The organism is Pelagimonas sp., from assembly GCF_050633425.1.
Lineage (GTDB): Bacteria > Pseudomonadota > Alphaproteobacteria > Rhodobacterales > Rhodobacteraceae > Pelagimonas.
Window position 1 is genome coordinate 227,378 of sequence record NZ_JBOEGM010000013.1, and the last position, 25,197, is coordinate 252,574.

Below are 25,197 nucleotides of genomic sequence, written 5' to 3' on the forward strand. Positions count from 1 at the left end.
CACGCTTTTGCGCGAGGGGATTCCATGGACAAATTCGGAAAAAGCCAATCAGTGCCGCGGTTTGAAGACACGCGGCTTTTGACAGGCCGGGGGCGTTATGTCGAAGACATCGCGCCAGAAGGGGCGTTGCACGCCTTTGTTTACCGCTCACCTGTGGCCCATGCTGAAATCACATCTTTGGATGTGAGCGAGGCGGCGTCATTGCCGGGGGTTCATCAGGTGATCACGGTGGCCGATCTGGACGCGGCTGGGCTTGACACCGCGATGGATTATACCTCGGCACCTATGCGCGATGGCTCACAGGCTCCGCGCCCCAAACGCCCGATACTGGCCGAAAATCGCGTGCGTTTTGTTGGAGAGGCGATTGCGGTTGTGATCGCAGACAGTGTTGAGATCGCCAAGGACGCGGCGGAACTGATTGATTTTGACTATGACGAACTGCCGGTTCATGTGGACCCATTGCCGGGGGGCGAAGCGGTGCATGCGGAATGTCCCGACAACCGGGCCTTTGACTATGGGCTTGGCAATGAAGAGGCGACGGCCAAGGCGTTGGAGAGTGCGGCGCGTGTTGTGCGGCTTGAGGTTGGCGATAACCGTGTCATCGTGAATTCCATGGAGCCGCGCGGATGTTTTGCCGAAATGCAAGATGGTCGGCTGCATCTGTCCTTTGGGGGGCAGGGCGTTTGGGGCATGAAAGCCGAGCTTGCCCGCGTGATGCATCTGGACAAGGACGACGTGCGCGTCACCAACCCCGATGTTGGCGGTGGCTTTGGGATGAAGGGCATGTCCTATCCCGAATATTATGTTGTGGCCTTTGCGGCCAAACAATTGGGCCGCCCGGTGTTGTGGATGTCAGACCGGACCGAAGCGATGTTGTCAGACAATGCCGGCCGTGATCTGGTGACGATGGTCGAGATGGGGTTTGATGCGGACAACCGGATCACCGGCTATCGCTTGCATACGTTTTCAAACTTGGGGGCCTATAACTCGCAATTTGCGCAGATGATTCAGTCGTTCCTGTTTTCGCGCGTTTTGACAGGGGTTTACGACATTCCAGCGGCCTATATGCGATGCGAGGGCATCTATACCAACACCACGCAGGTTGATGCCTATCGTGGGGCTGGACGCCCTGAAGCGATCTATTTGATCGAACGGGTCATGGACCGTGCTGCGCGGGAATTGGGCGTTGACCCCCATGAGCTGCGGCGGCGCAATTTCATCCGCCCTGATCAGTTCCCCTATGACACTATTCCTGGTGAAACCTATGATGTTGGTGACTTTAATCTGGTGCTGAGCCGTGCTGAAACTGAGGCGGATGTTGCTGGGTTTGCGGGGCGTCGGCAGGCGTCTGAGGCCGCGGGGAAACTGCGTGGCTTGGGGCTTTGTTATTACATTGAAAGCATTCTTGGAGCGCCCAATGAGGATGTGAAGGTTGAATTCACCGATGACGGTGGCGCAACCATTTATGTTGGAACCCAATCAAACGGCCAAGGCCATGAGACTGTTTTTGCACAGTTTTTGTCTGATCAAACCGGTATCCCAACCGAAAATATCGACGTGGTTCAGGGCGATTCTGACCGGATCGCCCAGGGGGGTGGTACGGGGGGATCGCGTTCAGTGACCGTGCAAACCAATGTCACGCTTGAGGCTGTGTCGGCGATGGTTGCCGGGTTTGGCGCGTTTCTGGCCGAGCAAGCTGGCGCGGATGCACAAGACGTGACCTTTGATGATGAACGGTTCCGGGTTGCCGGGTCGAACGTGTCGCCCACAATGCTTGAGGTTGCTGAATTGGCCCGAGAAGCAGGGCGGCAAGATTTGCTGGTCTGGCAAGCCACCGCGAAGCTTCCTGGGCGTAGTTTTCCCAATGGGGCCCATTTCTGCGAGGTTGAAATTGACCCGGAAACTGGTGAAACTTGTGTGGAAAAATATACGGTCGTTGATGATTTTGGTAACCTGATCAACCCTATGCTGGCTGAGGGCCAAGTACATGGCGGCGTGGCGCAGGGCCTTGGACAGGCGTTGAGCGAGCGTGTTGTTTATGATGAGGACGGTCAGCTTCTAACGGCAACGTTTATGGACTATGCGATGCCGCGCGCCGATAATCTGCCGATGATCCGCTTTGCAACCGAAGCGGTGCCGTCGACCACCAACCCAATGGGGATGAAGGGCTGCGGCGAGGCGGGGACTGTTGGGGCCATGGCCGCTGTGGCGAATGCGGTTCAAGACGCGCTTTGGGCGCGAGGGATTAAGCAGGCAGATATGCCGTTCACACCGCATCGGGTGTGGGAAATGTTGAGGGATGCAGAACACGGGGCCAACACAAGCCGGACTGACTGACACGTTCTTTGGATGGATCCGGCGGCGATTCGCGTCGGATCATTCCGCGCTCACGTCCCAGCGGGGCGCGCGGGACCATGTGATCATTCTTGATGGTACGGCCTCGACCCTCAAACCGGGGCAGGAGACCAATGCCGGGCTGACGTTTCGCTTGCTTAAGGCGCATGGTCAGGCCTCCTTGTATTACGAGGCTGGGATTCAATGGCGCGATTGGAAAAACACCCATGAGGTGGTGCTGGGGCGTGGCATAAACAGACAGATTTGTCGGGCATATGGCTATTTGGCATCGCGGTATCGGCCCGGTGATCGGATTTTCTTGTTGGGATTTTCACGTGGGGCCTATGCGGTGCGATCGCTGGCTGGGGTGATTGATCAGGTTGGATTGCTGCGCGCCGAGCATGCGACCGAACGCAACATCCGCCAGATTTATCGGCTGTACCGTTATGCGCCCAATGGGGAGTCGGCGGATGCTTTTGCCGGGCTCTATTGTCATCGTGAGGCGCCGATCGAAATGGTTGGCGTGTGGGATACGGTCAAAGCTCTGGGGTTAAGGTTGCCCTTTCTGTGGCGTTTTCGAACCCAGCATCACGCGTTTCACAATCATGAGTTAGGCGATTCGATTCGCCACGGGTTCCAGGCTTTGGCGCTGGATGAGACCCGTATGGCCTTTGCGCCGGTGCTTTGGACCTGTCGGCCTGACTATGTTGGGCATGTGGAGCAAGTTTGGTTTCGTGGCACGCATGGGGACATTGGCGGCATGATCGGGCCCAACAAAGCATCGCGACCATTGTCCAATATCCCATTGAGTTGGATGATAGAAAAGCTTGAAACCTGTGGTTTGGATGTGCCGTCCGATTGGCGTGGTCGGTTTGTGTGTGATCGCGGGGCCCCCTCTGTGGGAACATGGCAGGGGTTTGGAAAACTGTTTTTGCTGAGACGGCGGCGCAGAGTTGGCGAAGACCCGTCGGAAAGCCTGCATGACACGGTGCAACAACAGGATACGCCGGTTCGATCTCGCGCAATGCAGGGATAGCAAGATTTTTTTTCACAAGAGAGTGATAGGGGTTTAAACTGTGACATGAATGCCTATTTATTGTTCAGGACGCAGGATCGGAACCCCTGCGAAGCCTTCACTGTCCCTCGTTCCACAACTGGCGCCCGGTCGTGACCCGGGCGCCTTTTCTTTTGGCTGCAGCTCAGGCTAGGGTGACAACATGAGCTATTCAGATGATTTTTTGAAATCGGTTTTGGCGCGCACCCGTGTGATCGCTGTGGTGGGCGTGTCAATGAACCCGGTGCGGCCGAGCTATTTTGTGGCGCGGTATTTGACACTGAAAGGATTTCGCGTGGTTCCGGTCAATCCGCGCCACACGGGAGAGCGTTTGTTTGGGCAAGAGGTGGTTGGATCGCTGCGTGATTGCCCCAAAGACGTCGATATGGTCGATATCTTTCGGCGCTCAGAACATGTTCCGCCGATTGTGTCTGAGGCGTTGGATGTGTTTCCCAACCTGCGCACGATTTGGATGCAAATCGGGGTTGAGAATGCCGATGCGGCTGCGGTGGCCGAAGCGCATGGGGTGGATGTTGTGATGAACCGCTGCCCGAAAATTGAATATCAGCGGTTGTTTGGTGAGCTACGCATGGGCGGATTTGCCACTGGAGTTATCTCGTCAAAACTGTGATGAGGACGGCGCTTTTTGCGGTGCAAACACGCCCCGCCCGCCATCCCATCAGGCAGCAGATCAGCGGCTGGCTTTTTCGGTGATGCCAGAGGTGCCTTGCCGACGGGCGAGTTCGTTCAGGACATCATCCAAGGGAATGTCGCGCGCCGCCAACATGACCAACAGATGATAAAGCACATCGGCGCTTTCATAGGTCAGGTTTTCGCGATCATTTTTGGCGGCGGCGATAATGGCCTCGATGGCTTCTTCGCCAAATTTCTCAGCGCATTTTTCCGGGCCTTTGGCCAAAAGCTTGGCGGTCCACGAGCTGTCTGGATCGGCGGATTTGCGGGCGGCGATGGTGGTTTCTAGATCGTGGAGAACAGACATCAGAGCCTCACGTCAATGCCGGCATCGGCCATGTATTGCTTGGCCTCGCCGATAGTGAATTCGCCAAAGTGAAAGATTGAGGCTGCGAGAACGGCGCTGGCACCGCCTTTGGTGACGCCCTCGACCAGATGTTCAAGTGTGCCGACGCCGCCGGAGGCGATCACCGGCACATCAACCGCATCAGAAATGGCTCGGGTCAAAGGTAGGTTGAAACCCGCTTTGGTGCCGTCTCGATCCATCGACGTCAAAAGGATTTCGCCGCACCCCCGCGCCGCGACGGTTTCTGCAAATTCAACAGCGTCGATGCCAGTGGCGTTCCGACCGCCATGGGTGAATATCTCCCATCGGCCCGGTTCGACGGTTTTGGCGTCGATTGCCACAACGATGCATTGGCTGCCAAAGCGGTCAGCGGCGTCGGCGACCACATCCGGATTGGCGACAGCGGCGGAGTTGAAGCTGACTTTGTCGGCCCCCGCCAGAAGCAGCGCGCGCACGTCGTCAGAGGTGCGTACACCACCGCCAACGGTCAGCGGGATAAAGCATTGTTCAGCGGTGCGCGTGACCACGTCAAACATGGTGCCGCGATTTTCATGGGTGGCATGAATGTCGAGGAAACAGATTTCATCGGCCCCGGCGGCGTCATAGGCGCGGGCGGCATCCACAGGGTCACCGGCATCCACCAGATCGACAAAGTTCACGCCTTTGACAACGCGGCCATCCGCGACGTCTAGGCAAGGAATGATACGTGTTTTCAACATGGCGGTCTTATGGCCCGACATCGCCCACAAGGAAAGCCTTTGATCGCAGTTTCACCGCCATATACGCCGCCATATACTGGGATCGGTGGTTTATCCGGTCTTGGTTGGCGCATCCTTGGTGCCTTCGTGGTAAAAATAGGTCAGGCCGTAGACCACAAACATCAGCGGTACGGTGATCGGCCCTGTTTTTTTGACCCACACAGACAAGGTGAAGAGGATGGTGCCGAGGCTGTCGGAGGCGTCTGAGCATGTAATCCCGGTCTCACGGGGGCCGGTGCAGCCCGAGGTTTTGACGAAATAGACCGCGCCCAAGACAAGCAGGCATTGAAACACCAGACCGATTTGGGTTGCTGTGCTGATGGCACCGGCACCGGTTTCCTTGCGGAAATGGTAGATGGTCGTGGCCACAATTGGGCCCGCGGCGGCAGCGGTCAGCAGGATCACCAAAGCAAACATCGTAAATGTCCTCGTAACGCGATTATTCGGTTGCTTTTGAATACTCTCAGAGGTGCGGCAGTTTAATGGCAGCTACGGGGAGCAGTTGTGATCATGTTGGGGATAAGGTTGGGCCGGAGGATGGGGTGTTTTGTACCCGCACCAGTGCGTTACGCGCGATTAGGATGTGAAAGGGCAGGATCGCGCCAAGGTAGAGGCGACCACCAAGATTATGAGGGGCGACCCATGTGGCAAGGTGAACATGGCCGTCTGACTGGATCACTGAGACGCGAAAGTTGAGGTGTTTGTCGTCAAACCCGGCGATCAATTCGGTCGGCGTGTCTGAAATGACCGGAAAGAAGCCGACGCTGTCGACGTCTTCGGGGCCGGATTGTTTAAGGCCAAAGGGGGCGGTGACAATCCCGCGCAGTTTGACCAGAAGCTGTGCCCAGCCGGGGAAATCGGTGATGATCTCGGCTGCCGCGCGCGGGGCCATGTCCGAAGCGACGCGGTAGCAATCGAGAAAGTCGCCGTGGGTACGCATTTGATGCAAGGCGCTGGAAACGGGGAGGGGGCAGGCGGAGGTTTGGGAGAACATGAGCTTTCCTTTCATCGAAAAGCTATGTTGCCTATGCGCCTTTTGCAGCGCGGCAAAGGGTCACCGTCTGCACATGACGTGAGATGGTGTCGGGTTAGATGAATTTGACCAAGCGCAGGATCAAAAAGACCAAGAAGATGAGACTTCCGATTGCAAGCCACGGAATGACCAAAGGATAAAGGAATGCCCAGCTCAAGGAAGTCGCTAGGTTGAAGAGTTGGCTGCTGATATCCCAGCCGAACAGATTGCAGTGCTTTGCCAAAGCACCGTTTAAGATTCAATCTGAGTCGAGCAACATGACAGACCTAACAAACGCACGGGCGATCAACCAAAGCCACGCCGGTGCAAAACACAGGGTGGCAAGGATTGCCCAGCTGCCCTTCACGCCTTTAGAAGATCGAGCGCTTCTTTGAGGTCGATGGCCCCATCATAGAGTGCGCGACCCGAGATCGCGCCGTTGAGGGGCGCGCCGCAGGTGTTCAGGTCTTTGAGGTCTTTCAAAGAAGACACACCACCCGAAGCAATCACCGGGATGGTGACGGCATTGGCCAGCGCGGCCGTGGCTTCGACATTGGGGCCTTGCATGGCACCGTCGCGGTTGATGTCGGTATAGATGATCGCGGCAACGCCCGCATCCTCAAAGGATTTTGCCAAATCGGTGGCATCGACATTGGTGACTTCGGCCCAACCTTTGGTGGCGACTTTGCCGTCTTTGGCGTCGATACCCACGGCAACCTGACCGGGGAAAGCCTTGGCGGCTTGGCGCACCAGATCTGGGTTTTCAACGGCGACAGTGCCAAGGATGACGCGCGCCAACCCCTTGGAGAGCCACATCTCGATTGTCGCCATGTCGCGGATGCCACCGCCAAGTTGCGCCGGGGTTTTGGTCTGGCTCAGAATCGCTTCGACCGCCGCAGCGTTCACCGGCTCGCCCGCAAAGGCCCCGTTGAGGTCAACCAGATGCAACCATTCACAGCCCGCCGCGACAAATTCCATCGCTTGGGCGGCAGGATCGTCGCTAAAGACGGTCGCCTTGTCCATGTCACCGCGCAACAGTCGTACTGCGTTGCCGTCTTTGAGATCGATCGCCGGGTAAAGGATCATGGTTTGCGTCCCTATCTTTGTGCCTGTTTGCCCCTTAATCTGACGCCACGAAACATGCAAGTCGACCTTGGGTCAGGCTTGATCGAAAGGTGACGTTTACGTCACTCTGGGCGTGATCTCAATGGGAGGAGAGCGAGATATGAAGAAATTGGCATTGGCAGCAGCGCTGACATTGGTTGCGGGCGCGGCATTTGCGGACCCGGTCGAAGGCATCTGGAAAACCCAACCCGATGATGGTGCCTATGCGCATGTGAAGCTGGCCCCCTGCGGGAGCAACATTTGCGGCACCATTGCGCGGACTTTTAACGGCTCAGGCGAATACGATTCCCCCAACAAAGGCAAACAGTTGGTGCGCAACATGAAGGCCGTCGGCGGTGGATCCTATGAGGGCAAAGTGTGGCGTCCGTCTAACGACAAAATCTATATCGGCAAAATGCAGTTGAACGGCAATAAGATCAAACTAAAGGGTTGTGTGGCCGGTGGGTTGATTTGTTCGAGCCAAACCTGGACCCGCGTCAAGTAATCTGACTGATTTTGGGGGCCATGCCCCCGTGGCAAAGTGCGGCCGCTCCGATCTTCGGGGCGGCTTCTTTTTGATTATGGCTTCCAATTGAGGAAGTTTGCGATCATCCGCAGCCCGGCATCGGCGCTTTTTTCAGGGTGAAATTGCAAGCCGATCCGGTTGTCGCGCGCGACAATGGCCGTGACGTCTTCGCCGTAATTCACATGGGCAACGCGTTGCGAGGGATCATCCATATGCATCTGATAGGAATGAACAAAATAAGCATGGTCGCCGGTTGTTAAGCCTTCAAGAACCGGGTGCGGCCGTTCGATCACCAGATCATTCCAGCCCATATGCGGCACTTTGAGCGCGCGATCCTTGGGGGCTATTTTGACAATCTCCCCGTCAATCCAGCCCAGCCCTTCGGTCCTCTTATATTCGTGACCCAAACGCGCCATCAGCTGCATTCCGACGCAAATGCCCAGGAACGGGCGGCCTTTGACTTCGACCGCTTCAACCATGGCATCAAAACAGCCCGATGCCCGCAGCGCTGATGCGCAAGACGGAAAGGCTCCGTCGCCGGGCAACACAATATGGTCAGCCTTGGCGACCACGTCCGGGTCGTCTGTGATCACAACCTCGGTGTTGCCAATTTCGGTGGCCATGCGCTGAAACGCTTTCTCAGCAGAATGCAGGTTGCCGCTTTCATAATCGATGATCGCTGTCAGCATGTCCGGGCCTCTTGTCTAGGGTTGGGGTTCGATTGCCGCGAAGACGGGCCGGGGTCAAGTCCTCTTGACGGGAAGGTGGTCAAGTAGCGCCATCACTGGGGCAAACGCTGGCCCACAGGGATCGTCCGGATTGGGCCCTCCAAAACGATTGGTGAGCATCAGGGTTCCAAAGCCATGCACCAAAGACCAGACCTGTGTTTCGACAACAATCGGATCGTGGCCAGCTTCGACAAAAGGGGTGCAGGTGTCGTGCAGAACATCGTAACCAATGGCCAATTTGTCGGAGCCGGGAAAATCCTGAAGATCGGATATGATCTTGATCGAAAAGATCAATTCGAACAGGGCAGGGTGGTCGGTGGCAAAATAAATGTAGCCGCGGCAGATCGCTTTGATGCGGTCATGCGGATCAGGGCCCACGTTGTTGCGGGCATCAAGCATGTAGTTGCGAAAGATGCGAAAGCCTTCTTCTGAGATCGCGGCCCGCAAGCCCGCAACGCCATCGAAATGGTGGGCCGGGGCCGCGTGTGACACACCCGCCCGCGCCGCGCACCGGCGCAATGTGAGCTTGTTCAATCCCTCTTCGATCAGGATGGCCATGCCCGATTCGATCAGCGCAGCGCGCAGATTGCCGTGGTGGTGGGCGGATTTTGACGTGCGATCAGACATTTGTGATGATCGTATCAGCCCCCTTGACAGCGTCAAGTTGCTTTCTATTTTGACAGTGGAAAGTTTACACTGTCAAAATTTAACGGAGCCTGCGATGTCTGCCTTTAATAAACTCAATGTCTTTTTGCTTTGGAGCCTGTCCTTGTTGGTCGCGCTTGTGTCTTGGCGGTTTTTGGTGCTGGGGGTTGAGCTGTCGATGCCCGCTATGATGCATCACATGGACGGGGCCAAAATGGCTTTTTATGCCCATGTCTTCTTTGCGCCGGTTGCCTTGGCGATCTTGCCGTTTCAGATGTCGAACCGGCTGCGGATGTCGCGACAAAGCCTGCATCGGTGGATGGGTCGTGTGTACGGCGTGGCGATTTTGATTGCGGGTGTTGGGGGGCTGATTATTGCGCCTGATGCCGCAACGGGTACAGTTGCAGCAACGGGTTTCTTTTTACTATCAACGCTTTGGCTTGTGTCGACTGGTTTGGCAATTTGGTTCGCTATGAACAAACGCATCACGGATCATCGCAGATGGATCATCCGATCCGCCGCCTTAACTTTGGCCGCCGTGACGCTGCGATTACAGATGCCAATTGGCGTAGGCGTTTGGGGGTTTGAGGCCGCCTATCCGGTGATTGCTTGGGCTTGTTGGGTGCCCAACCTGATTGTGGCGGAGTGGTACTTGAGCCGGAAACCCGCGCTTATGGCAGCGTGAATAAGGGTGAGATTCTGGGGGTGAGAAGGGGGCCGATTGGCCCCTTCTCTGTCTTAGAGCATCCCCTTGGTCGAGGGGATCGCGTCGGCTTTGCGCGGGTCGGATTCGACGGCTTCGCGCAGGGCCCGTGCCACCGATTTGAACGCGGCTTCGGCAATGTGGTGGCTGTTGATCCCGTGGAGCGCATCGACGTGCAAGGTGATGCCGCCATGGGTGCTAAACGCCTGAAAGAACTCACGAACCAACTCACAATCAAAGGTGCCGATCTTTTGGGTTGGCAAGTCGAGGTTCCAGACCAAATAGGGGCGGCCGGACAGGTCAAGCGCGGTGCGCACCAACGCATCATCCATCGCCAAAAGGCAATCGCCATAGCGCCGGATTCCGCGTTTGTCGCCAAGCGCCGATACCAAAGCCTGACCAAGCGCGATGCCCACGTCTTCGACGGTGTGGTGGTCATCAATGTGCAAATCACCGTCACAGCGCACCGTCATGTCGATCAGCGAATGGCGCGACAGTTGGTCCAGCATATGGTCAAAAAAGCCGACGCCGGTTTTGTTGTCATAAGTCCCGGACCCGTCGAGATTGATCTCGACCGAAATGGTGGTTTCGGCTGTTTTGCGGCTGATTTGCGCGCTGCGCATGGCACTCTCCTGCGTGTGGTGGGCCTTGATCTGCTGGGCCTTGGTGGGGCGGTTATAGGAAGCACGTGGCGTGCTGCCAAGGGTTGGCAGGGGGGCGGCGTAACTCTGTGGCGCATGCGCCATGAAAACGGATTAAACTGAAATTGACTTGGGTTGACAGCGTGCGTCACATCCGGTTAGCAAACGCCAAGGGCTGCTGACGCCCGCCACCCGCAGACAGATGTCTTGGTGAAGTTCAGTTTGATTTTGTCACATATCCTCCCATGTTTTTACACGCGGATGGCAATGCGGGTCCTATCACAACACTCGGCTTCCAAACGGTTTCCGGCGCGTGCGTTAAACAGAGGACGACATAGATGTCTGCCACCAGTACGAATACCTATCTCACCCAGCCATTGGGTGTGACTTATCTAAAAACCGCCCTGCCGATCATCTTTGTGATGGCGGTGAATGGTGCGTTGGCCGTGGCCGATGCGCTATTTTTGGGCCTTTATGTCGGGCCCGAGGCCTTGGCCGCGGTCACGTTGATGTTCCCGCTCTATATGTTGATTGTCTCGCTTGCGACGCTGGTCGCGAGCGGCATGTCGAGCCGTCTTGCCCGGCATTTGGGCGCGGGTGACCACCATGAGGCCGGGGCTGATTTCGCAGGGGCGCATGGTTTGGCCATGGCCCTTGCAGCGACCCTCATCGCTTTGTTTTTTCTGTTTGGTGAACGGGTTGCGCTGTTGCTATCCGCCGGAGAAACAGAGCTGGCGGATTTGGGGCTCGTCTATTTGCGTATCACTGCGCTGGCTTCGCCCTTGATGTTTGTGCTGTCGGTCAATTTTGATGCGCTGCGCAATGAGGGTAAAGTGGCGCTGATGACCATATTGGGCGTGGTGGTGACACTGGCCAATATTGGCTTTAATTACCTGCTGATTGCCCATCTGGACATGGGGGTTGCCGGGTCGGCCTATGGGACGATACTTGCGCAATTGGTGTCGTTTACCGTGATCCTGATCTTTCGGACGCGGGGCGATACCCGCATGCGGCCGCGCACCCTGCTTGACCATCCGATGACAAGCTCTTGGGGGCGTATTCTCGCGCTTGGGGCCCCGCAAAGCCTGACCTTTATCGGGGTTGCGCTTGGGTCGGCGGTTGTGATCGGGGCGCTGCAATTGGTGGACACGCCGCACTATGCCGAAACCGTGTCGGCCTATGGGATTTTCACGCGGGTGATGACGTTTTGCTTTATGCCGCTGTTGGGCTTGTCCCATGCGATGCAAACGATCACCGGCAATAATTTTGGGGCCAAGGCCTGGCCACGTTCAAACAGCAGTCTCAAGATCGCCACCATCGCATCGTTGGTTTATTGTGGCGTCGTACAGTTTATTCTGACGGTTTTTGCCTGGGAGGTTGGGGCCGCCTTTATTGATGATCCCGCGGTTATATCCGAAGTTGTGCGGATTATGCCCATCGTTGTGTCGCTGTTTGTTTTGGCGGGGCCATCAATGATGATTGGGCGGTATTTCCAGGCGATTGGTGATGCCGGGCGCGCGGCATTGCTGGGGCTGGCGAAACCTTTCTTATTCGCGATTCCGCTGACCTTTGTTTTGGCGATGGTGATCGGAGAATACGGCATTTGGCTGGCTGCTCCGGTGGCGGAAGTGCTGTTGGCGCTGATGATTGCCGGAGTTTTGGTACATAATGCTCGCAAGGGTGACTTTGCCTATGGGGTCTTTCATCCTGTGGTGGAGGGCCAGTCATGACGCGGATTTTGCCAACATTGTCGGCTGCCAAGGCCGAAGCCAAGGCGTTGCGGATGGCCAAGAAGGCCGAAGGGGTGACCCTGTCTCATGGCGCAGCCCTAGAACTGATCGCCAAAAGCTATGGGTTTCGCGATTGGAACACCTGCAAGGCGCGTTTGCCAGAGATGGCCACAGGATTGGCAGTGGGCGGGCGCGTGACAGGTCACTATCTGTCGCAACCCTTTGCGGCGACAGTGGTGCGCTCAGAGGATCGCGGTGACGGCTGGACCTATGTGGCGCTAGGGTTGGATTATCCGGTCGATGTGGTGCGCTTTGACAGCTTTTCGTCGATGCGTCAGCGGGTACAGGCGGTGATCGGCCCCAATGGGCACACAAAGGAGCGGACTTCGGATGGTGTGCCACATGTGACGCTTGAGCTTGAGTGATTTGCATGCGTTATTTGCAAGAGGGGCAGGGGAGACCTTGCCCCAGCCAAAACACCAATAGGTCACACCACCTATGCAAACGACGCACAACAGAACCAGACAACCAAACAAGCCGCACCCAAAAGGCGCGGCTTTGTTTCGTTTTGTTTGGAAACTGACAGATGGAGCGGGCGAGGCGATTCGAACGCCCGACCCTAACCTTGGCAAGGTTATGCTCTACCCCTGAGCTACGCCCGCATACCATCTTGTCGTTTCGTTCTGGAGCGGGCGAGGCGATTCGAACGCCCGACCCTAACCTTGGCAAGGTTATGCTCTACCCCTGAGCTACGCCCGCACCTGAACGGTGGACGCGGTTTAGTCCGAGCAGCAGAGGGGCGCAAGGGAAAAAATGCGCGGGGCGGCAAGTTTTTTCAGACATTTCTGAATAAGCCCGAATTACCTCAAATTGGCCCGATGCCAGCGAGTGCTCTGCGCGTTGATGTTGGGGCCACTGCCACCGCAAGGGGCGGCGCAAAGGCTATTCGGCAGCGATCCCAGCGGTCGTCATCAAGGGATCAGGTGTGAGCCCAATGCGCATTGCTATCGCCGACAAGTGGGCGCGGTTGCGGGCACCCGTTTTGTGCTGAACCGCAGCAAGCCTTTGGCGAACCGCAGAAAATGAGATGCCAAGCTGATAGGCGATCTGTTTATCCAGTAAGCCAGTGCCCACAAGCGCGATCAGTTCGGCCTGTTTTTCCGTCAACTGCACCCGCGCAATGAATTCCTGCTTATAGAGCGCGTTGTAGCGGGCATGGCTTGCCATGGCCGCAAGGTGCAGACCGCATCCGAAGCGTTCCAAAATGCAATTGCATTCGGCTGCGGAGCGCTGAAAGCCAATCAACATGACCGCCGCGTCCTGCGCATCACCCGACAGAACCGGGATCGCCAATCCGATTGGCATGCCAAGCTGAGCGAGGATCTCTGATTGGAGCTCATGCTCTGCATCTGAGGCCCGTGGCGCACGCATGTGCAACAATTCGGGCGTCAAAGACAAACTCGCTCCTGCGCCTTGTAAAAGCGGGCTGAGCAAGGGCAGCGACAGCAGCGGCGCCACGAGACCGGCGTCACCGGTCGACAATATATGCCAGCCGCAGGTGTCGTCGGGCGTGTCCTCAACGTTATCCAATGGACAGCCGCGTTGGATATAGGTCACAGAGGGGAGCCCGAAGGCTTTGCAAAGATGTGTGAAATTCGCCCAAACTTGATCCGAGCTTTGCACGTCTCCAAGCTGCTGTAAGAAGCTGAAGAGCGGGGCGGGGAGGGTGGCCTCGGAGCCACGAAACTGTGTGAGCTTTGAATGTTCCATAACGTCACTATAAATTCGACGCGACGTCACGAGCAGTCAGGTATTCCCGAAGTCGGGCGTGCCAAGGGTCAGGAATACCGGAATAAATTTGCTGTTGTCAGGGCTGATTGAGCTGAAGTAAGTCCCAGCGATTTCCAAATGGATCGCGAAAGACCGCAACGGTGCCATAGGATTCGCGACGTGGCGATTCTTCGAAATGGACCCCGGCCTTGGTCATCTTGGCGTAATCGGTGTCAAAATCATCGGTATGCAAAAACAACCAAACCCGACCGCCCCCTTGTTGACCGATAAAGGCACGCTGATCTTCAACGGCGCGGGCAAGGAGAAACTGTGTCTGGGCACCGGGTGGGGCGACGCGCACCCAGCGCTTGTTGTTGCCCAGATCAGTGTCCTCCAGCAGATCAAAGCCCAAGGATTGGGTGAAGAACGCCAGACCCTCGTCATAGGACGGCACCAAAATCGCAACAAGAGCAAGGTGTTGTGCCATCAGTCTGGATTAAAACGCCATTCGGGCGGCAATGGGTTTTCAACCAACATTGCCCGGTATTTCGCCGCGCGATCTGGCTCCATGGATTTGATCAAAACACGCGTCGTGTAATAGCCATAATAGCGCCCATCGACGGCCTGCACGGCCCAATCGGCGATCTGATCGTGAAAGAATTCGACGGTATGCCCCATGCGCTTTGTCGCCATATGGCTGGGATGACTGGCAAGCCGCGCTTTGAAAACATCGCCATGGCGACGGATTTTGTCGACCCAGACCATTTCGACCTGCACATCCGGGTTATCAACCGGTAGCGCGACTTTGAAGGCGAGCGAGGGGCTAAACCAGCCGTTGCGCTTCTCCATTGCGCCAATCGCATTGGGGAGCGTGGCACGCGCGGCGGCCCAAGCCTGACTGATTTGCCAATTGGAGGAAACAACCCGCTTGGGGGCGGCGATCGCAGCACTTGCGGCCAGGCTCAAAGCCAGCACCCCTGCAACGATGTTCAATGCTTTTGGCAATGCAAACCCTTCCCCCATAAGGACTTGGAGCAAGGTTAGGGGGTTCCGCAAGAGAGTGCAATGCGTTGGACGAGGCGCGTGGCCTCATGATCGGGTCAATGGTGCCGGTTAGCGCCGTTTCATTCTGCGGCAAACAAACAGGCGGCAGAGGCGGGCAAGCCCTCTGAAATACCACCTGCGCAGTGATAGATCGCTGTCCTGCGCAAATCCGCCCCGCAAGCGGTAAAGCGGTATTTGATATACAAAGTCGTGTCGGCATCGAACGACATTTGAGGCCCCTCTACCGTTGTGACGTCGATGGAGGACCAAAGTGATGCCGTGGCGGAGGCGGCGGAAACGTGGAAAAGGCTTGCTGCGTGGCGTGCGAATACGTCCACCAAGGCGGCTTTTGCGGATGATGTATCGTTTTCAAGGCAATGGGTTGAGACGGGATTGGTGAGGGCAAAAAGCAATGCCATGGCGACCAGTGTGCCGGCCACAATCGCAGCTGCGAAACGTTTTTTCATTTGTCCTCTGCCCTTGAGTTTAAAACTGACCCGTACCTCAATATTTCAGATGGGGGCAGCTCCATGGCTCCGAGCCGCCCCCATGGACAGATACATATTGGGCGCTAAACTCGTGCTGGTTGAGATTAAGCACCTCCGTGCCCCTTCTCAAACGAGGTAACCCGCGTATGGCTGTCAAAGACCCCAACACAGACCCCACCACAGGCCCGAACATGGGCCCGAACTGGGCTGCTAGAGTAGTATTCCTGTTTTTTGGTATAGGTTCAATTTTCTATTTTGGCAGCTTTGAGTTGAACGTCTTCAACGGGGCTCTCATTTTGGCCTTTGTGTATTTCGCGCTCTTTCGGTTTGGTCGATGAAAACGCTACCTGTCTTGTCGCGGGTCATTTGGTCTTTGGCTATTTCGGCGGCTATTTCGGCAGGAATACCGGCGCGTGCTGAAAACGGGGCGATTGCCCCGCCCAACGTTTTAGAATGTCTTGAGGATCGCGCGGTTTACAAACCGAAGAACCCCGATGTGTTTGACATGGCGCGTTGGGTCGAGGTCGATTCCGACATTTATTTTTTGCATGGGTTGCTGGGCTGGCATGTCACGTGGGCTGTGATTTTGGATCAAAGCGAAACACCGGCCCGTGCCTTTGAAACCATCAATTCACCGGGCGAAGGGCGCGGTGCCGTTGGCCGAGCCAAAACACCACCAGCAATCATCATTGCGTTGCAAAAATGTGGGGTTTCATGGATGGGCGATTGGATGGATCGGCTCCCGACAGGGTACCATATTGTGGAACGCCTCAAGGCACCTGCGCCCGGAGCGGCCCTGAACTTAAATTTGGATTTGGAGGGTGTTGAGAATTTGCTGCCACCGCTAAGAAACGATTGAGCAAACCGGTCAGACGTTCAAAATAGGTCTGTTTGATGGGCCGGACCTGAATGCGGGTATTGCATCCGCGCAGGTCCGGCCTATGGCGCTTAGTCCAATTCGACCAAGAGGTCCTTGGCATCGATCTGTGTGCCTGGGGTGACGTGGATGCTGGTGACAACCGCGTCACGTTCGGCATGCAGGCCGGTTTCCATCTTCATGGCTTCGATGGTCAACAGCAGGTCGCCCTCTTTGACCGATTGACCGGCCTGGACCGCAACCGAAGCAACAACGCCGGGCATGGGCGCGCCGATATGACCCTCATTTGCGGGATCGGCTTTGGGGCGTGCGACGGTTTCAGCCGCGACTTTGCGGTTCGGGACGCGGATCGTACGCGGTTGACCGTTGAGTTCAAAGAAGACCTTAACCTCACCCTTTTCATCGGTTTCCCCAAGCGCTTGCAGGCGGATTTCCAATGTCTTGCCGGGGTCGATTTCGGCGGTGATTTCTTCGCCGGGATTCATTCCGTAGAAGAAGGTCCGTGTTGGCAAAGTCCGCACCGGGCCATAGGTCCGATGGCGGCCCATGTAATCAAGGAAGACCTTGGGGTACATCAAATAGCCATTCAGATCCTCATCATCGATGGGTTTGCCCTCGAGCTGTTCAGACAATGACGCACGGGTTGCTTCGATATCGACGGCCTGGGCGTGTAGGCCGGGACGTTCTGTAAAGGCTTTCTCGTCCTTGAGGATCTTTTTCTGGATCTTTTTAGGCCAGCCACCGGGGGGCTGCCCGAGGTTGCCTTTCATCATGTCGATGACGCTATCGGGGAAGCTGACGTCCGTATTGGGGTCTTCGACCTGATCGCGGTCCAAGCCTTGGGAGACCATCATCAGGGCCATGTCGCCGACCACTTTGGAGGATGGTGTCACCTTGACGATGTCGCCAAACATCCGGTTCACATCGGCATAGGTCTGAGCAACCTCGTGCCAGCGCTCCTCAAGCCCCATAGAGCGGGCTTGGGCTTTGAGGTTGGTGAACTGACCGCCGGGCATTTCGTGCAGATAGACCTCTGAGGCAGGGGCCTGTTGGCCGCTTTCAAAGGCTGCGTATTGCCCGCGCACCGCTTCGAAATAGTTCGACATGTCGCGCACGGCCCCCATATCAAGACCGGTGTCACGATCTGTATGACGCAAGGCCTCGACAACCGAGCCAAGGGTCGGCTGCGAGGTGTTGCCCGAGAAGCTGTCCATCGCGGCATCGACCACATCAACACCCGCGTTGGCCGCGGCGATAATGGTGGCAATCGCTGCGCCGGAGGTGTCGTGGGTGTGGAAGTGGATCGGTAGGCCGACCTCTTCCTTGAGGGCCTTAACCAGAGGACCAGCCGCAGAGGCTTTGAGCAGGCCAGCCATATCCTTGAGGCCCAGAACATGGGCACCAGCGGCCTTGAGTTCTTGGCCCATGGCGACATAATATTTCAGGTCATATTTGGCGCGATCCGGGTCGAGAATATCACCTGTATAGCAAATTGTGCCTTCTAGCACCCGGCCACTGTCCAGCACCGCATCCATTGCGACGCGCATGTTTTCCACCCAGTTCAGGCTGTCAAAGACCCGGAAGACATCCACGCCAGTTTCAGCGGCCTGGCGCACAAAGAACTGAACCACATTGTCAGGGTAATTGGTGTATCCAACACCGTTTGCGCCCCGCAACAACATCTGTGTCATCACATTGGGCATACGGGCGCGAAGGTCGCGCAGACGCTGCCAGGGGCATTCCTGCAAGAAGCGATAGGCCACATCGAATGTCGCGCCGCCCCAGCATTCGACGCTGAACAGCTGGGGTAGATTGTGGGCATAGGCGGGCGCGGCCCCGATCATATCGATTGAGCGCATCCGCGTGGCCAAAAGCGATTGGTGCCCGTCGCGCATGGTGGTGTCGGTGATCAAAAGCTCTTTGCGCTCTGACAGCCAATCGGCAACGGCTTGGGGTCCTTTGGCCTCAAGCAATGTCTTGGTGCCCGGTGCCGGGGTCTCGGCCTTCAACGCAGGTGGTTTGGCGGTCCGCAGGTCAGACGCCGGTTCAGCGCGCCCTTGTGTCTCCGGGTGACCGTTCACGGTGATATCGGCGATATAGGTCAAGACCTTGGTGCCGCGATCCCGACGCTTTTTGAACTGGAACAGCTCGGGCGTCTCGTCGATGAATTTGGTGGTGTACTGATTGTTCAAGAACACCGGATGTTTCAGCAGGTTTTCCACAAAGGCGATGTTGGTGGACACGCCGCGCACCCGGAATTCGCGCAAGGCCCGATCCATACGTGCAATCGCGGCCTCGGGTGTTTGCGCCTTGGCAGTCACCTTGGTCAGCAAGCTGTCATAGTAGCGGGTGATCACCCCGCCCGCATAGGCGGTGCCACCGTCCAGGCGAATGCCCATGCCTGTAGCGCTACGATAGGCGGTGATACGGCCATAATCGGGGATAAAGTTGTTTTGCGGATCCTCGGTGGTGACGCGGGTCTGCAAGGCGTGACCGTTGAGGCGAATGTCATATTGTGACGCTTTACCAGTGGCTTCGGCGAGGGATTTGCCCTCAGCAATCAGGATTTGTGCCTGAACGATGTCGATGCCAGTGACCTCTTCGGTGACGGTGTGTTCCACCTGCACACGTGGGTTGACTTCGATGAAGTAAAACTTGCCTGTGTTCATATCCATCAGGAATTCGACAGTGCCGGCGCATTCATAGTTCACATGGGCGCAAATCTTGCGACCAAGCTCACAGATTTCTTCGCGCTGGGCTTCGGAGAGATAAGGGGCAGGGGCGCGTTCCACGACTTTTTGGTTGCGGCGCTGAACCGAGCAATCACGCTCATATAGGTGATAGATATTGCCCTGTTTGTCGCCCAGGATCTGAACTTCGACGTGACGGGCGCGGGTGATCATCTTTTCCAGATAGCCTTCGCCATTGCCAAAGGCGGCTTCCGCCTCGCGCCGGCCTTCCATGACTTTTTCCGCCAGCTCGTCTTCATGTTCGATAGGACGCATGCCGCGTCCGCCGCCGCCCCATGATGCCTTGAGCATCAAAGGATAACCGACTGCGGCCGCCTCGGCTTTGATGGCGTCCATGTCATCGCCAAGCACTTCAGTCGCCGGGATCACCGGCACGCCTGCTTCGACAGCAACTTTACGCGCCGAGGCCTTGTCACCAAGCGCACGCATAGTGGCGGCCTTGGGGCCGATAAAGGTGATGCCGTTGGCTTCACAAGCGTCGACGAAATCAGGGTTTTCCGACAACAGACCATAGCCGGGGTGGATCGCATCCGCGCCGCATTCTTTGGCAACCCGAATGATTTCCTCAATGCTCAGATAGGCCGCGACGGGGCCCATGCCCTCACCGATTTTATAGGCTTCGTCGGCTTTGAACCGGTGCAGGCCAAGCTTGTCTTCTTCGGCATAAATCGCAACCGTCCGCTTTCCCATCTCGTTTGCCGCGCGCATCACGCGAATGGCAATTTCACCTCGGTTGGCGATCAGGATTTTGTTGAAAGTGGTCATAGGAGCGGCTCCTTAGGAACTTAGTGTCGAGCGGCTTTGTGCAGGAATAGGACCGGCCTTGCCGCATTGCAGCGGTTTTATCGGCAGGTGATCTTGGATTAGCAATCAAGAAAGCCAAAAAATCGCCGAAATTTCCGATTTTTAAGGTCAGCTCTATTTACCTAAATGGAATATTTGCAAAATTTGCTATACGATTTCCAAAACTTTGCAATTCCTGCAAAGTCATTGAAGACAAAGGATTCGTCCAAAAATCATTGGATTCGCAAGGAACTCCCAATAGGTCGCAATTACTGTCCTATTTTGCCGGTGGCCGAATGAGGCGCTCTGATAGCGCTCCCAAATTCTGAACCCCGATCTGCGCCATGTTGAGTTTCATGTCATCTGTCAGGATATGCATCAGATGCTCAGGCCCACGCGCCCCCAGCGCGCCCACCGCATAGTGCCACGCGCGTCCCAACATCACGAAATCAGCGCCCAAAGCCAGAGCGCGCAAAACGTCCATGCCCGAGGCGACGCCACTGTCGAAAATCAGCGGCATATCTGGGCCGACGGCTTTTCGGATATCGGGGAGCGCATCAATCGAGGCGGGGCCGGGTTCAAACTGACGTGCGGTGTGGTTTGAGACCCAGATCGCATCAACCCCAGCCGTGACCAGCTTTTTGGCCGCGTCTGGACACATCACACCTTTGACAAGCAGATCGCCGCTCCATTCGTCGCGCAGGGCTGAGAGGGTGTCCCAGTCGGGGGCCCCCCTAATAATATGACCCGCATGGGCCAAAGAGGATCGGGACTGAGATGTGTCAACATAGCTCTCGGGCAAGCGCAGACGCGGGGCCCCGGTTCTAAGAGTGCCAAGCGCCCATTGCGGATGCGTCAGAACCTCCCAAATGACACGGGGTGTGATTTTGGGCGGCAGGCTGAGTTTTGCACGGCGTTGCCGTTCGCGGCGGCTATCGTCGGGCACATCTACGGTCAGAATCAGTTTGGTAAATCCAGCGTCGCGGGCCCGGCGCAACATATCGCGCCGGATGTCCGGATCAGAAGGGCAATAGAGCTGAAACCATCCCATATCCCCGGCAATGGGGCCAATTTCCTCGGGCAGGCGGGTGGCCACGGTGGAGAGACCATAAGGAATGCGGGCCTTTTGCGCGAAACCGGAGAGATAACGTTCCGCCCCCGGCCACATCACGCCGGCCATTCCAACAGGCGCAATCCCGAACGGGCGGCTATAGGTTTGGCCCATGAATGTGGTTTCAAACTGGGGATCAATCGCCCCCTTTAGAATGTCAGGCATAAACAACACCGCATCCAACGCATCGCGGTTGCGCGTCGCCTGAAGCTCTCTGCCGGTGCTGCTGTCGAGATATTCAAAAGCGAAATGCGGAACGCGGCGCCGGGCACGTCGGCGCAAGTCTGAGACAGCGGGGTAAGTAAGATCCAAATCCATTCCGGCATTTGTGGACAGATGGCGCGCACTGTCCAGCCCTCTCAAAAGAGATCATGCCGGTTCATCCAATTTTAAATGGTTTTGACGAAAACTGAGTCGGGACAAGAATTGAGGGAGCATGTGATGCACTGTTTGATAGTTGATACGCAACCTGGGCGGCTTGACCTTTCGATGATCGCCTTTCTTGAGGCGGGTTTGCAGGTGACCGGAACAGGTAATTTGCAAGTGGCCGAGGCATGTTTGCGCCGGTCCTTGGTGGATGTTTTGGTCATCGACAAGGGCCCCAAAGGCCCCAGCCATGCGCGCTTGTTGCGATTGGCGGAAACGCGAAATTCGCAACTGGTCACCATGTTCCTAACCCCAACGGTTGAGCGGGATTCTGAACCAGTACCAAGGGCTTACCCTTCGGTTCATTGTGTACTTGGTGCCAATGTGAACCCCAACCTTGTGGCGAAGCTGGCGCTGGCGTCGCTGGCGGAAAAGACGGTTTGTTCTGGTCTGGATGCCGAACCATTTTTGACACGGGTGCAGTTCGACACCGAAACCGGTGACAAAGCGCCGCTGTTTCAATCAGCCCGCGCCAATGCCGATCGGTTTGCGGCCTGATCCTGGCCAAAAAAGCCTTGTGAACATAGTGCGAACACCGCTTCCCATCGGGGCATGGTTTCGATAAACTCCTCTCTATGAGCAGTTTTGATGAGATGGACGCCTTCGAAGGCGCGTCACTGTCGGCCCGCGCTATGATGGCGCGCCCGGCTCCCTATTTGGATGAGCTGAACCCAGCACAACGCCAGGCCGTTGAAACCTTGGACGGGCCGGTTTTGATGCTGGCCGGAGCCGGGACGGGCAAGACCAAGGCGCTCACCGCGCGAATTGTGCATTTGATGAACACAAATCGCGCCCGACCAAACGAAATTCTGGCGGTGACATTTACCAACAAAGCCGCGCGCGAGATGAAGAATCGCGTTGGACGGATGCTCGGCGAAACGGTCGAGGGGATGCCTTGGCTTGGGACCTTTCATTCGATCTGTGTGAAATTATTGCGCCGCCATGCGGAATTGGTCGGAGCCGATGACGATGATGCGGTTGTCGATGGCAAACCGGTGCTGCATCTGAAATCGAACTTTACCATTTTGGATTCCGATGATCAGCTGCGCTTGCTCAAACAGTTGATCCGCGCGGCTGGCATTGATGACAAACGCTGGCCAGCACGGCAATTGGCGTCGATCATTGATGGTTGGAAAAACCGGGCGTTGACGCCTGACAAAATCCCGTCTGCGGATGCCGGGGCCTATAATCATCGTGGTCCTGAGCTTTATGATCAGTATCAGCGCCGCTTATTGGAACTGAACGCCGTCGATTTTGGTGATTTGTTGCTGCATGTGGTGACGATCTTTCAGGCCCACCCGGATATTTTGCGCAAATACCAAAACTGGTTCCGCTACATCATGGTGGACGAATATCAAGATACCAACGTTGCCCAGTATTTGTGGCTGCGTTTGCTGGCGCAGGGACATCGCAATATTTGCTGTGTTGGGGATGATGATCAGTCGATTTACGGCTGGCGCGGTGCCGAAGTTGGCAACATTTTGCGTTTTGAAAAGGATTTCGAAGGCGCACATGTGGTTCGTCTTGAGCAGAATTACCGCTCGACCCCGCATATTCTGGCCGCGGCTTCTGGTGTGATCCGGGGCAACTCTAACCGATTGGGCAAGGAGCTTTGGACGGCTGAAGAGCAGGGTGAAAAAGTGCGTCTGATTGGCCATTGGGATGGCGAAGAAGAAGCGCGCTGGATCGGTGATGAAATCGAAGCAATGCAGCGCGGTACACGAGGCGCCGAGCCGGTTAACCTTGATGACATGGCGATTTTGGTGCGGGCTTCGCATCAGATGCGGGCCTTTGAAGACCGGTTCTTGACCATTGGATTGCCCTATCGCGTCATTGGCGGCCCACGCTTTTACGAGCGGATGGAGATCCGTGATGCAATGGCTTACTTCCGCATCGTGACCTCGCCCGATGATGATTTGGCGTTTGAGCGGATTGTGAACACGCCCAAGCGCGGGTTGGGTGATAAAGCCCAGCAAAACATTCAGCTGATGGCCCGTGAAAACGGCGTGTCGCTTTTGGATGGGGCCGCGCTGGCGATTGAACAGGGCGTGATCAAGGGCCGGGGGGCCAAAGCGCTTGGCGAATTGGTGGTTAATATCGCCCGCTGGGGGAGGATGATGAGGGCCACTGTTGCGGCGGATGGCGACTCACTTGTTGAGGATCTGTTACAGCCACAGCCACAAAAGTCCGAAGTGAGCCATGTGGAACTGGCCCAAATCATCCTGGATGAAAGCGGCTATACAGGCATGTGGCAAAACGACAAAACGCCCGAAGCGCCTGGTCGGCTTGAAAACCTCAAAGAACTGGTCAAAGCATTGGAAAATTTCGAGAACTTGCAAGGGTTCTTGGAGCATGTGGCGCTGGTTATGGATAATGAAAGCGATGATGGCGGGGCTAAGGTCTCGATCATGACGTTACACGGTGCCAAAGGGTTGGAGTTTCCGGCGGTGTTTTTACCCGGCTGGGAAGACGGGTTGTTTCCGTCACAGCGATCAATGGACGAGAGCGGTGTCAAAGGGCTCGAAGAAGAGCGACGGCTTGCATATGTGGGGATCACACGGGCCGAGAGGGTGTGTACAATTTCCTTTGCTGGCAACCGGCGGGTATTTGGACAATGGCAAAGCCAGCTGCCGTCACGTTTTGTCGATGAACTGCCTGAAGAGCATGTGGAGGTTTTAACACCGCCCGGTTTGTATGGCGGAAATTATGGAGCGGCGGCTCCTGGTGGAATGTCTTCGGGTGGGCTGGCAGGCGGCGCGTCTTCTGGATTGGAAACGCGTGCCGCTGAAGCGAATGTCTACAATTCGCCGGGCTGGAAACGCTTGCAAGCTCGAAGTCAAGAGCGCCCGATGAGCCAACCCAAAGAGAGCCGCAATACGGTGATTGATATGCAGGCCGTCGCAGCCTTTATGGTTGGAGAACGGGTGTTTCATCAGAAATTTGGCTATGGGGCTGTTGTCGGTGTCGAAGGCGACAAAGTTGAGATCGAGTTTGAAAAAGCCGGACTGAAAAAAGTTGTGTCCCGCTTTATCGTTGGGGCCGATGCGGTGGATGACGTGCCGTTTTGAACGGGCGGCGATTTTTCGGCGAAAAATCGATCAGCGTGCGTGTCGACCTCGCGTTTTGACTAAAAGACTGGAAGCGGCGCGTCTTCTTTTGGCTGATCCATCACGATCTGACTGTGCACACGCGCGACAACGGGGTGGGCGAGCAACACGTCATGGATCAGCCGGTTAAGTGCGGCAAGATCAGGACACCACACGCGCAACAGGTAGTCTGCTTCACCCGTCATCGTCCAAACTGACGTTATCTCGGCGCGGGTCCGCATGAGCCGGGAAAACCCAGCTCCTTGTTCAGGCCCGTGGCTGGCCAATTGAACTTGTACAAAAGCCTGAACAGATAGGCCAAGCATGTTGGGATCTAGCCGAGCGCGATAGCCTTGAATGACACCACATTCTTCTAACCTCTGCCGTCGGCGGCTGGCTTGACTGGCAGACAGATTGAGAGCGTCACCCAACTCCTGGGCTGTGGCGTGACCGTTCTTTTGCAGTAAGGTCAGTAGCGTTATGTCGGCGGATTCCAGTTTCATGCGGGCATTTAGCGTCATTTTTGAAATTTACGCAATCGTGACGCGGAAATGAGAAATTATGCCGCAACAATGCGCAAACAGCGCA

General features: G+C 56.4%; 25 protein-coding genes and 2 tRNA genes. 10 read left to right on the top strand and 17 right to left on the bottom strand.

Annotated elements, in window-relative coordinates:
- Positions 1-24 precede the first annotated feature (24 nt).
- From ACRBB0_RS12270 to ACRBB0_RS12280, 3 genes are all read left to right on the top strand, one after another.
- Entirely contained in the window at positions 25-2,337 is a 2,313-nt protein-coding gene (locus ACRBB0_RS12270) for a xanthine dehydrogenase family protein molybdopterin-binding subunit (RefSeq protein ID WP_431374722.1), read from the top strand.
- Positions 2,300-3,370: a DUF2235 domain-containing protein gene (locus ACRBB0_RS12275; protein ID WP_431374723.1), complete on the top strand. Its 1,071-nt coding sequence runs from the start codon at positions 2,300-2,302 to the stop codon at positions 3,368-3,370. The genes ACRBB0_RS12270 and ACRBB0_RS12275 overlap by 38 nt, the downstream gene beginning before the upstream one ends.
- 181 nt (positions 3,371-3,551) lie before the next feature.
- Positions 3,552-4,019, top strand: coding sequence for a CoA-binding protein (locus tag ACRBB0_RS12280; protein WP_431374724.1), 468 nt, complete (start codon positions 3,552-3,554; stop codon positions 4,017-4,019).
- A gap of 60 nt (positions 4,020-4,079) precedes the next feature.
- Here the strand turns inward: ACRBB0_RS12280 and ACRBB0_RS12285 are convergent, their stop codons facing one another.
- The 5 genes from ACRBB0_RS12285 to hisA all read right to left on the bottom strand — a co-directional run bounded on the left by ACRBB0_RS12285 (position 4,080) and on the right by hisA (position 7,283).
- Positions 4,080-4,388, bottom strand: a complete 309-nt coding sequence (locus ACRBB0_RS12285) for a phosphoribosyl-ATP diphosphatase (RefSeq protein ID WP_431374725.1) — start codon at positions 4,386-4,388, stop codon at positions 4,080-4,082.
- Positions 4,388-5,146 (bottom strand): imidazole glycerol phosphate synthase subunit HisF, encoded by a 759-nt coding sequence (gene hisF, locus ACRBB0_RS12290; protein ID WP_431374726.1) that lies wholly within the window; start codon positions 5,144-5,146, stop codon positions 4,388-4,390. The genes ACRBB0_RS12285 and hisF overlap by 1 nt, the downstream gene beginning before the upstream one ends.
- A 90-nt stretch (positions 5,147-5,236) precedes the next feature.
- Positions 5,237-5,602: a hypothetical protein gene (locus tag ACRBB0_RS12295; protein ID WP_431374727.1), complete on the bottom strand. Its 366-nt coding sequence runs from the start codon at positions 5,600-5,602 to the stop codon at positions 5,237-5,239.
- Positions 5,603-5,693: 91 nt separating this feature from the next.
- The gene (locus ACRBB0_RS12300; RefSeq protein ID WP_431374728.1) at positions 5,694-6,179 is read right to left on the bottom strand and encodes a DUF2867 domain-containing protein; all 486 of its coding nucleotides are present in this window, start codon (positions 6,177-6,179) and stop codon (positions 5,694-5,696) included.
- A gap of 381 nt (positions 6,180-6,560) precedes the next feature.
- Positions 6,561-7,283, bottom strand: a complete 723-nt coding sequence (gene hisA, locus ACRBB0_RS12305) for a 1-(5-phosphoribosyl)-5-[(5-phosphoribosylamino)methylideneamino]imidazole-4-carboxamide isomerase (protein ID WP_431374729.1) — start codon at positions 7,281-7,283, stop codon at positions 6,561-6,563.
- A gap of 139 nt (positions 7,284-7,422) precedes the next feature.
- Here hisA and ACRBB0_RS12310 point away from each other — a divergent pair, with 139 nt between their 5' ends.
- Positions 7,423-7,806 carry a DUF2147 domain-containing protein gene (locus ACRBB0_RS12310; protein WP_431374730.1) on the top strand — a complete coding sequence of 128 codons (384 nt, stop codon included), beginning with the start codon at positions 7,423-7,425 and terminating at the stop codon, positions 7,804-7,806.
- Between the two features lie 74 nt (positions 7,807-7,880).
- On the opposite strand, the gene hisH is transcribed toward ACRBB0_RS12310, so the two are convergent.
- Together hisH and ACRBB0_RS12320 are read right to left on the bottom strand one after the other, a co-directional pair.
- On the bottom strand, positions 7,881-8,516 hold the full coding sequence (gene hisH, locus ACRBB0_RS12315; RefSeq protein WP_431374731.1) for an imidazole glycerol phosphate synthase subunit HisH: 636 nt from the start codon (positions 8,514-8,516) through the stop codon (positions 7,881-7,883).
- Positions 8,517-8,570: 54 nt separating this feature from the next.
- A complete protein-coding gene (locus tag ACRBB0_RS12320) occupies positions 8,571-9,182 on the bottom strand; it encodes a TetR/AcrR family transcriptional regulator (protein WP_431374732.1) in 612 nt (203 codons plus the stop codon).
- Between the two features lie 94 nt (positions 9,183-9,276).
- Here ACRBB0_RS12320 and ACRBB0_RS12325 point away from each other — a divergent pair, with 94 nt between their 5' ends.
- Positions 9,277-9,885, top strand: a complete 609-nt coding sequence (locus ACRBB0_RS12325; protein ID WP_431374733.1) for a DUF2306 domain-containing protein — start codon at positions 9,277-9,279, stop codon at positions 9,883-9,885.
- A gap of 53 nt (positions 9,886-9,938) precedes the next feature.
- On the opposite strand, the gene hisB is transcribed toward ACRBB0_RS12325, so the two are convergent.
- Positions 9,939-10,526 (bottom strand): imidazoleglycerol-phosphate dehydratase HisB, encoded by a 588-nt coding sequence (gene hisB / locus ACRBB0_RS12330; protein WP_431374734.1) that lies wholly within the window; start codon positions 10,524-10,526, stop codon positions 9,939-9,941.
- Positions 10,527-10,882: 356 nt separating this feature from the next.
- Here hisB and ACRBB0_RS12335 point away from each other — a divergent pair, with 356 nt between their 5' ends.
- Positions 10,883-12,274 (top strand): MATE family efflux transporter, encoded by a 1,392-nt coding sequence (locus ACRBB0_RS12335; protein ID WP_431374735.1) that lies wholly within the window; start codon positions 10,883-10,885, stop codon positions 12,272-12,274.
- Positions 12,271-12,699: a glyoxalase superfamily protein gene (locus ACRBB0_RS12340; protein WP_431374736.1), complete on the top strand. Its 429-nt coding sequence runs from the start codon at positions 12,271-12,273 to the stop codon at positions 12,697-12,699. Before ACRBB0_RS12335 ends, ACRBB0_RS12340 begins: the two co-directional genes overlap by 4 nt.
- 162 nt (positions 12,700-12,861) lie before the next feature.
- On the opposite strand, the gene ACRBB0_RS12345 is transcribed toward ACRBB0_RS12340, so the two are convergent.
- The 6 genes from ACRBB0_RS12345 to ACRBB0_RS12370 form a co-directional block, all read right to left on the bottom strand.
- Positions 12,862-12,936: transfer RNA gene (locus ACRBB0_RS12345), tRNA-Gly, on the bottom strand.
- Between the two features lie 22 nt (positions 12,937-12,958).
- Positions 12,959-13,033 (bottom strand) — tRNA-Gly (locus ACRBB0_RS12350).
- Positions 13,034-13,216: 183 nt separating this feature from the next.
- Positions 13,217-14,044, bottom strand: a complete 828-nt coding sequence (locus ACRBB0_RS12355) for a helix-turn-helix transcriptional regulator (RefSeq protein ID WP_431374737.1) — start codon at positions 14,042-14,044, stop codon at positions 13,217-13,219.
- Positions 14,045-14,141: 97 nt separating this feature from the next.
- Positions 14,142-14,531 (bottom strand): VOC family protein, encoded by a 390-nt coding sequence (locus tag ACRBB0_RS12360; protein ID WP_431374738.1) that lies wholly within the window; start codon positions 14,529-14,531, stop codon positions 14,142-14,144.
- Positions 14,531-15,082, bottom strand: a complete 552-nt coding sequence (locus ACRBB0_RS12365) for a DUF2314 domain-containing protein (RefSeq protein ID WP_431374739.1) — start codon at positions 15,080-15,082, stop codon at positions 14,531-14,533. The genes ACRBB0_RS12360 and ACRBB0_RS12365 overlap by 1 nt, the downstream gene beginning before the upstream one ends.
- An 86-nt stretch (positions 15,083-15,168) precedes the next feature.
- A complete protein-coding gene (locus tag ACRBB0_RS12370) occupies positions 15,169-15,555 on the bottom strand; it encodes a hypothetical protein (RefSeq protein WP_431374740.1) in 387 nt (128 codons plus the stop codon).
- Between the two features lie 355 nt (positions 15,556-15,910).
- Between ACRBB0_RS12370 and ACRBB0_RS12375 the strand changes: the two genes are divergently transcribed.
- The gene (locus ACRBB0_RS12375) at positions 15,911-16,435 is read left to right on the top strand and encodes a hypothetical protein (RefSeq protein ID WP_431374741.1); all 525 of its coding nucleotides are present in this window, start codon (positions 15,911-15,913) and stop codon (positions 16,433-16,435) included.
- Positions 16,436-16,524: 89 nt separating this feature from the next.
- Here the strand turns inward: ACRBB0_RS12375 and ACRBB0_RS12380 are convergent, their stop codons facing one another.
- Together ACRBB0_RS12380 and ACRBB0_RS12385 are read right to left on the bottom strand one after the other, a co-directional pair.
- Positions 16,525-19,968 carry a pyruvate carboxylase gene (locus tag ACRBB0_RS12380; protein WP_431374742.1) on the bottom strand — a complete coding sequence of 1,148 codons (3,444 nt, stop codon included), beginning with the start codon at positions 19,966-19,968 and terminating at the stop codon, positions 16,525-16,527.
- Between the two features lie 295 nt (positions 19,969-20,263).
- Positions 20,264-21,415 carry an alpha-hydroxy acid oxidase gene (locus ACRBB0_RS12385; RefSeq protein WP_431374743.1) on the bottom strand — a complete coding sequence of 384 codons (1,152 nt, stop codon included), beginning with the start codon at positions 21,413-21,415 and terminating at the stop codon, positions 20,264-20,266.
- 123 nt (positions 21,416-21,538) lie between these two features.
- Between ACRBB0_RS12385 and ACRBB0_RS12390 the strand changes: the two genes are divergently transcribed.
- Positions 21,539-22,021 carry a hypothetical protein gene (locus ACRBB0_RS12390; RefSeq protein WP_431374744.1) on the top strand — a complete coding sequence of 161 codons (483 nt, stop codon included), beginning with the start codon at positions 21,539-21,541 and terminating at the stop codon, positions 22,019-22,021.
- Positions 22,022-22,098: 77 nt separating this feature from the next.
- A complete protein-coding gene (locus ACRBB0_RS12395) occupies positions 22,099-24,591 on the top strand; it encodes an ATP-dependent helicase (RefSeq protein WP_431374745.1) in 2,493 nt (830 codons plus the stop codon).
- A 59-nt stretch (positions 24,592-24,650) separates the two neighbouring features.
- Here ACRBB0_RS12395 and ACRBB0_RS12400 read toward each other — a convergent pair whose 3' ends face one another.
- Positions 24,651-25,112 (bottom strand): Lrp/AsnC family transcriptional regulator, encoded by a 462-nt coding sequence (locus tag ACRBB0_RS12400; protein ID WP_431374746.1) that lies wholly within the window; start codon positions 25,110-25,112, stop codon positions 24,651-24,653.
- Positions 25,113-25,197 lie beyond the last annotated feature (85 nt).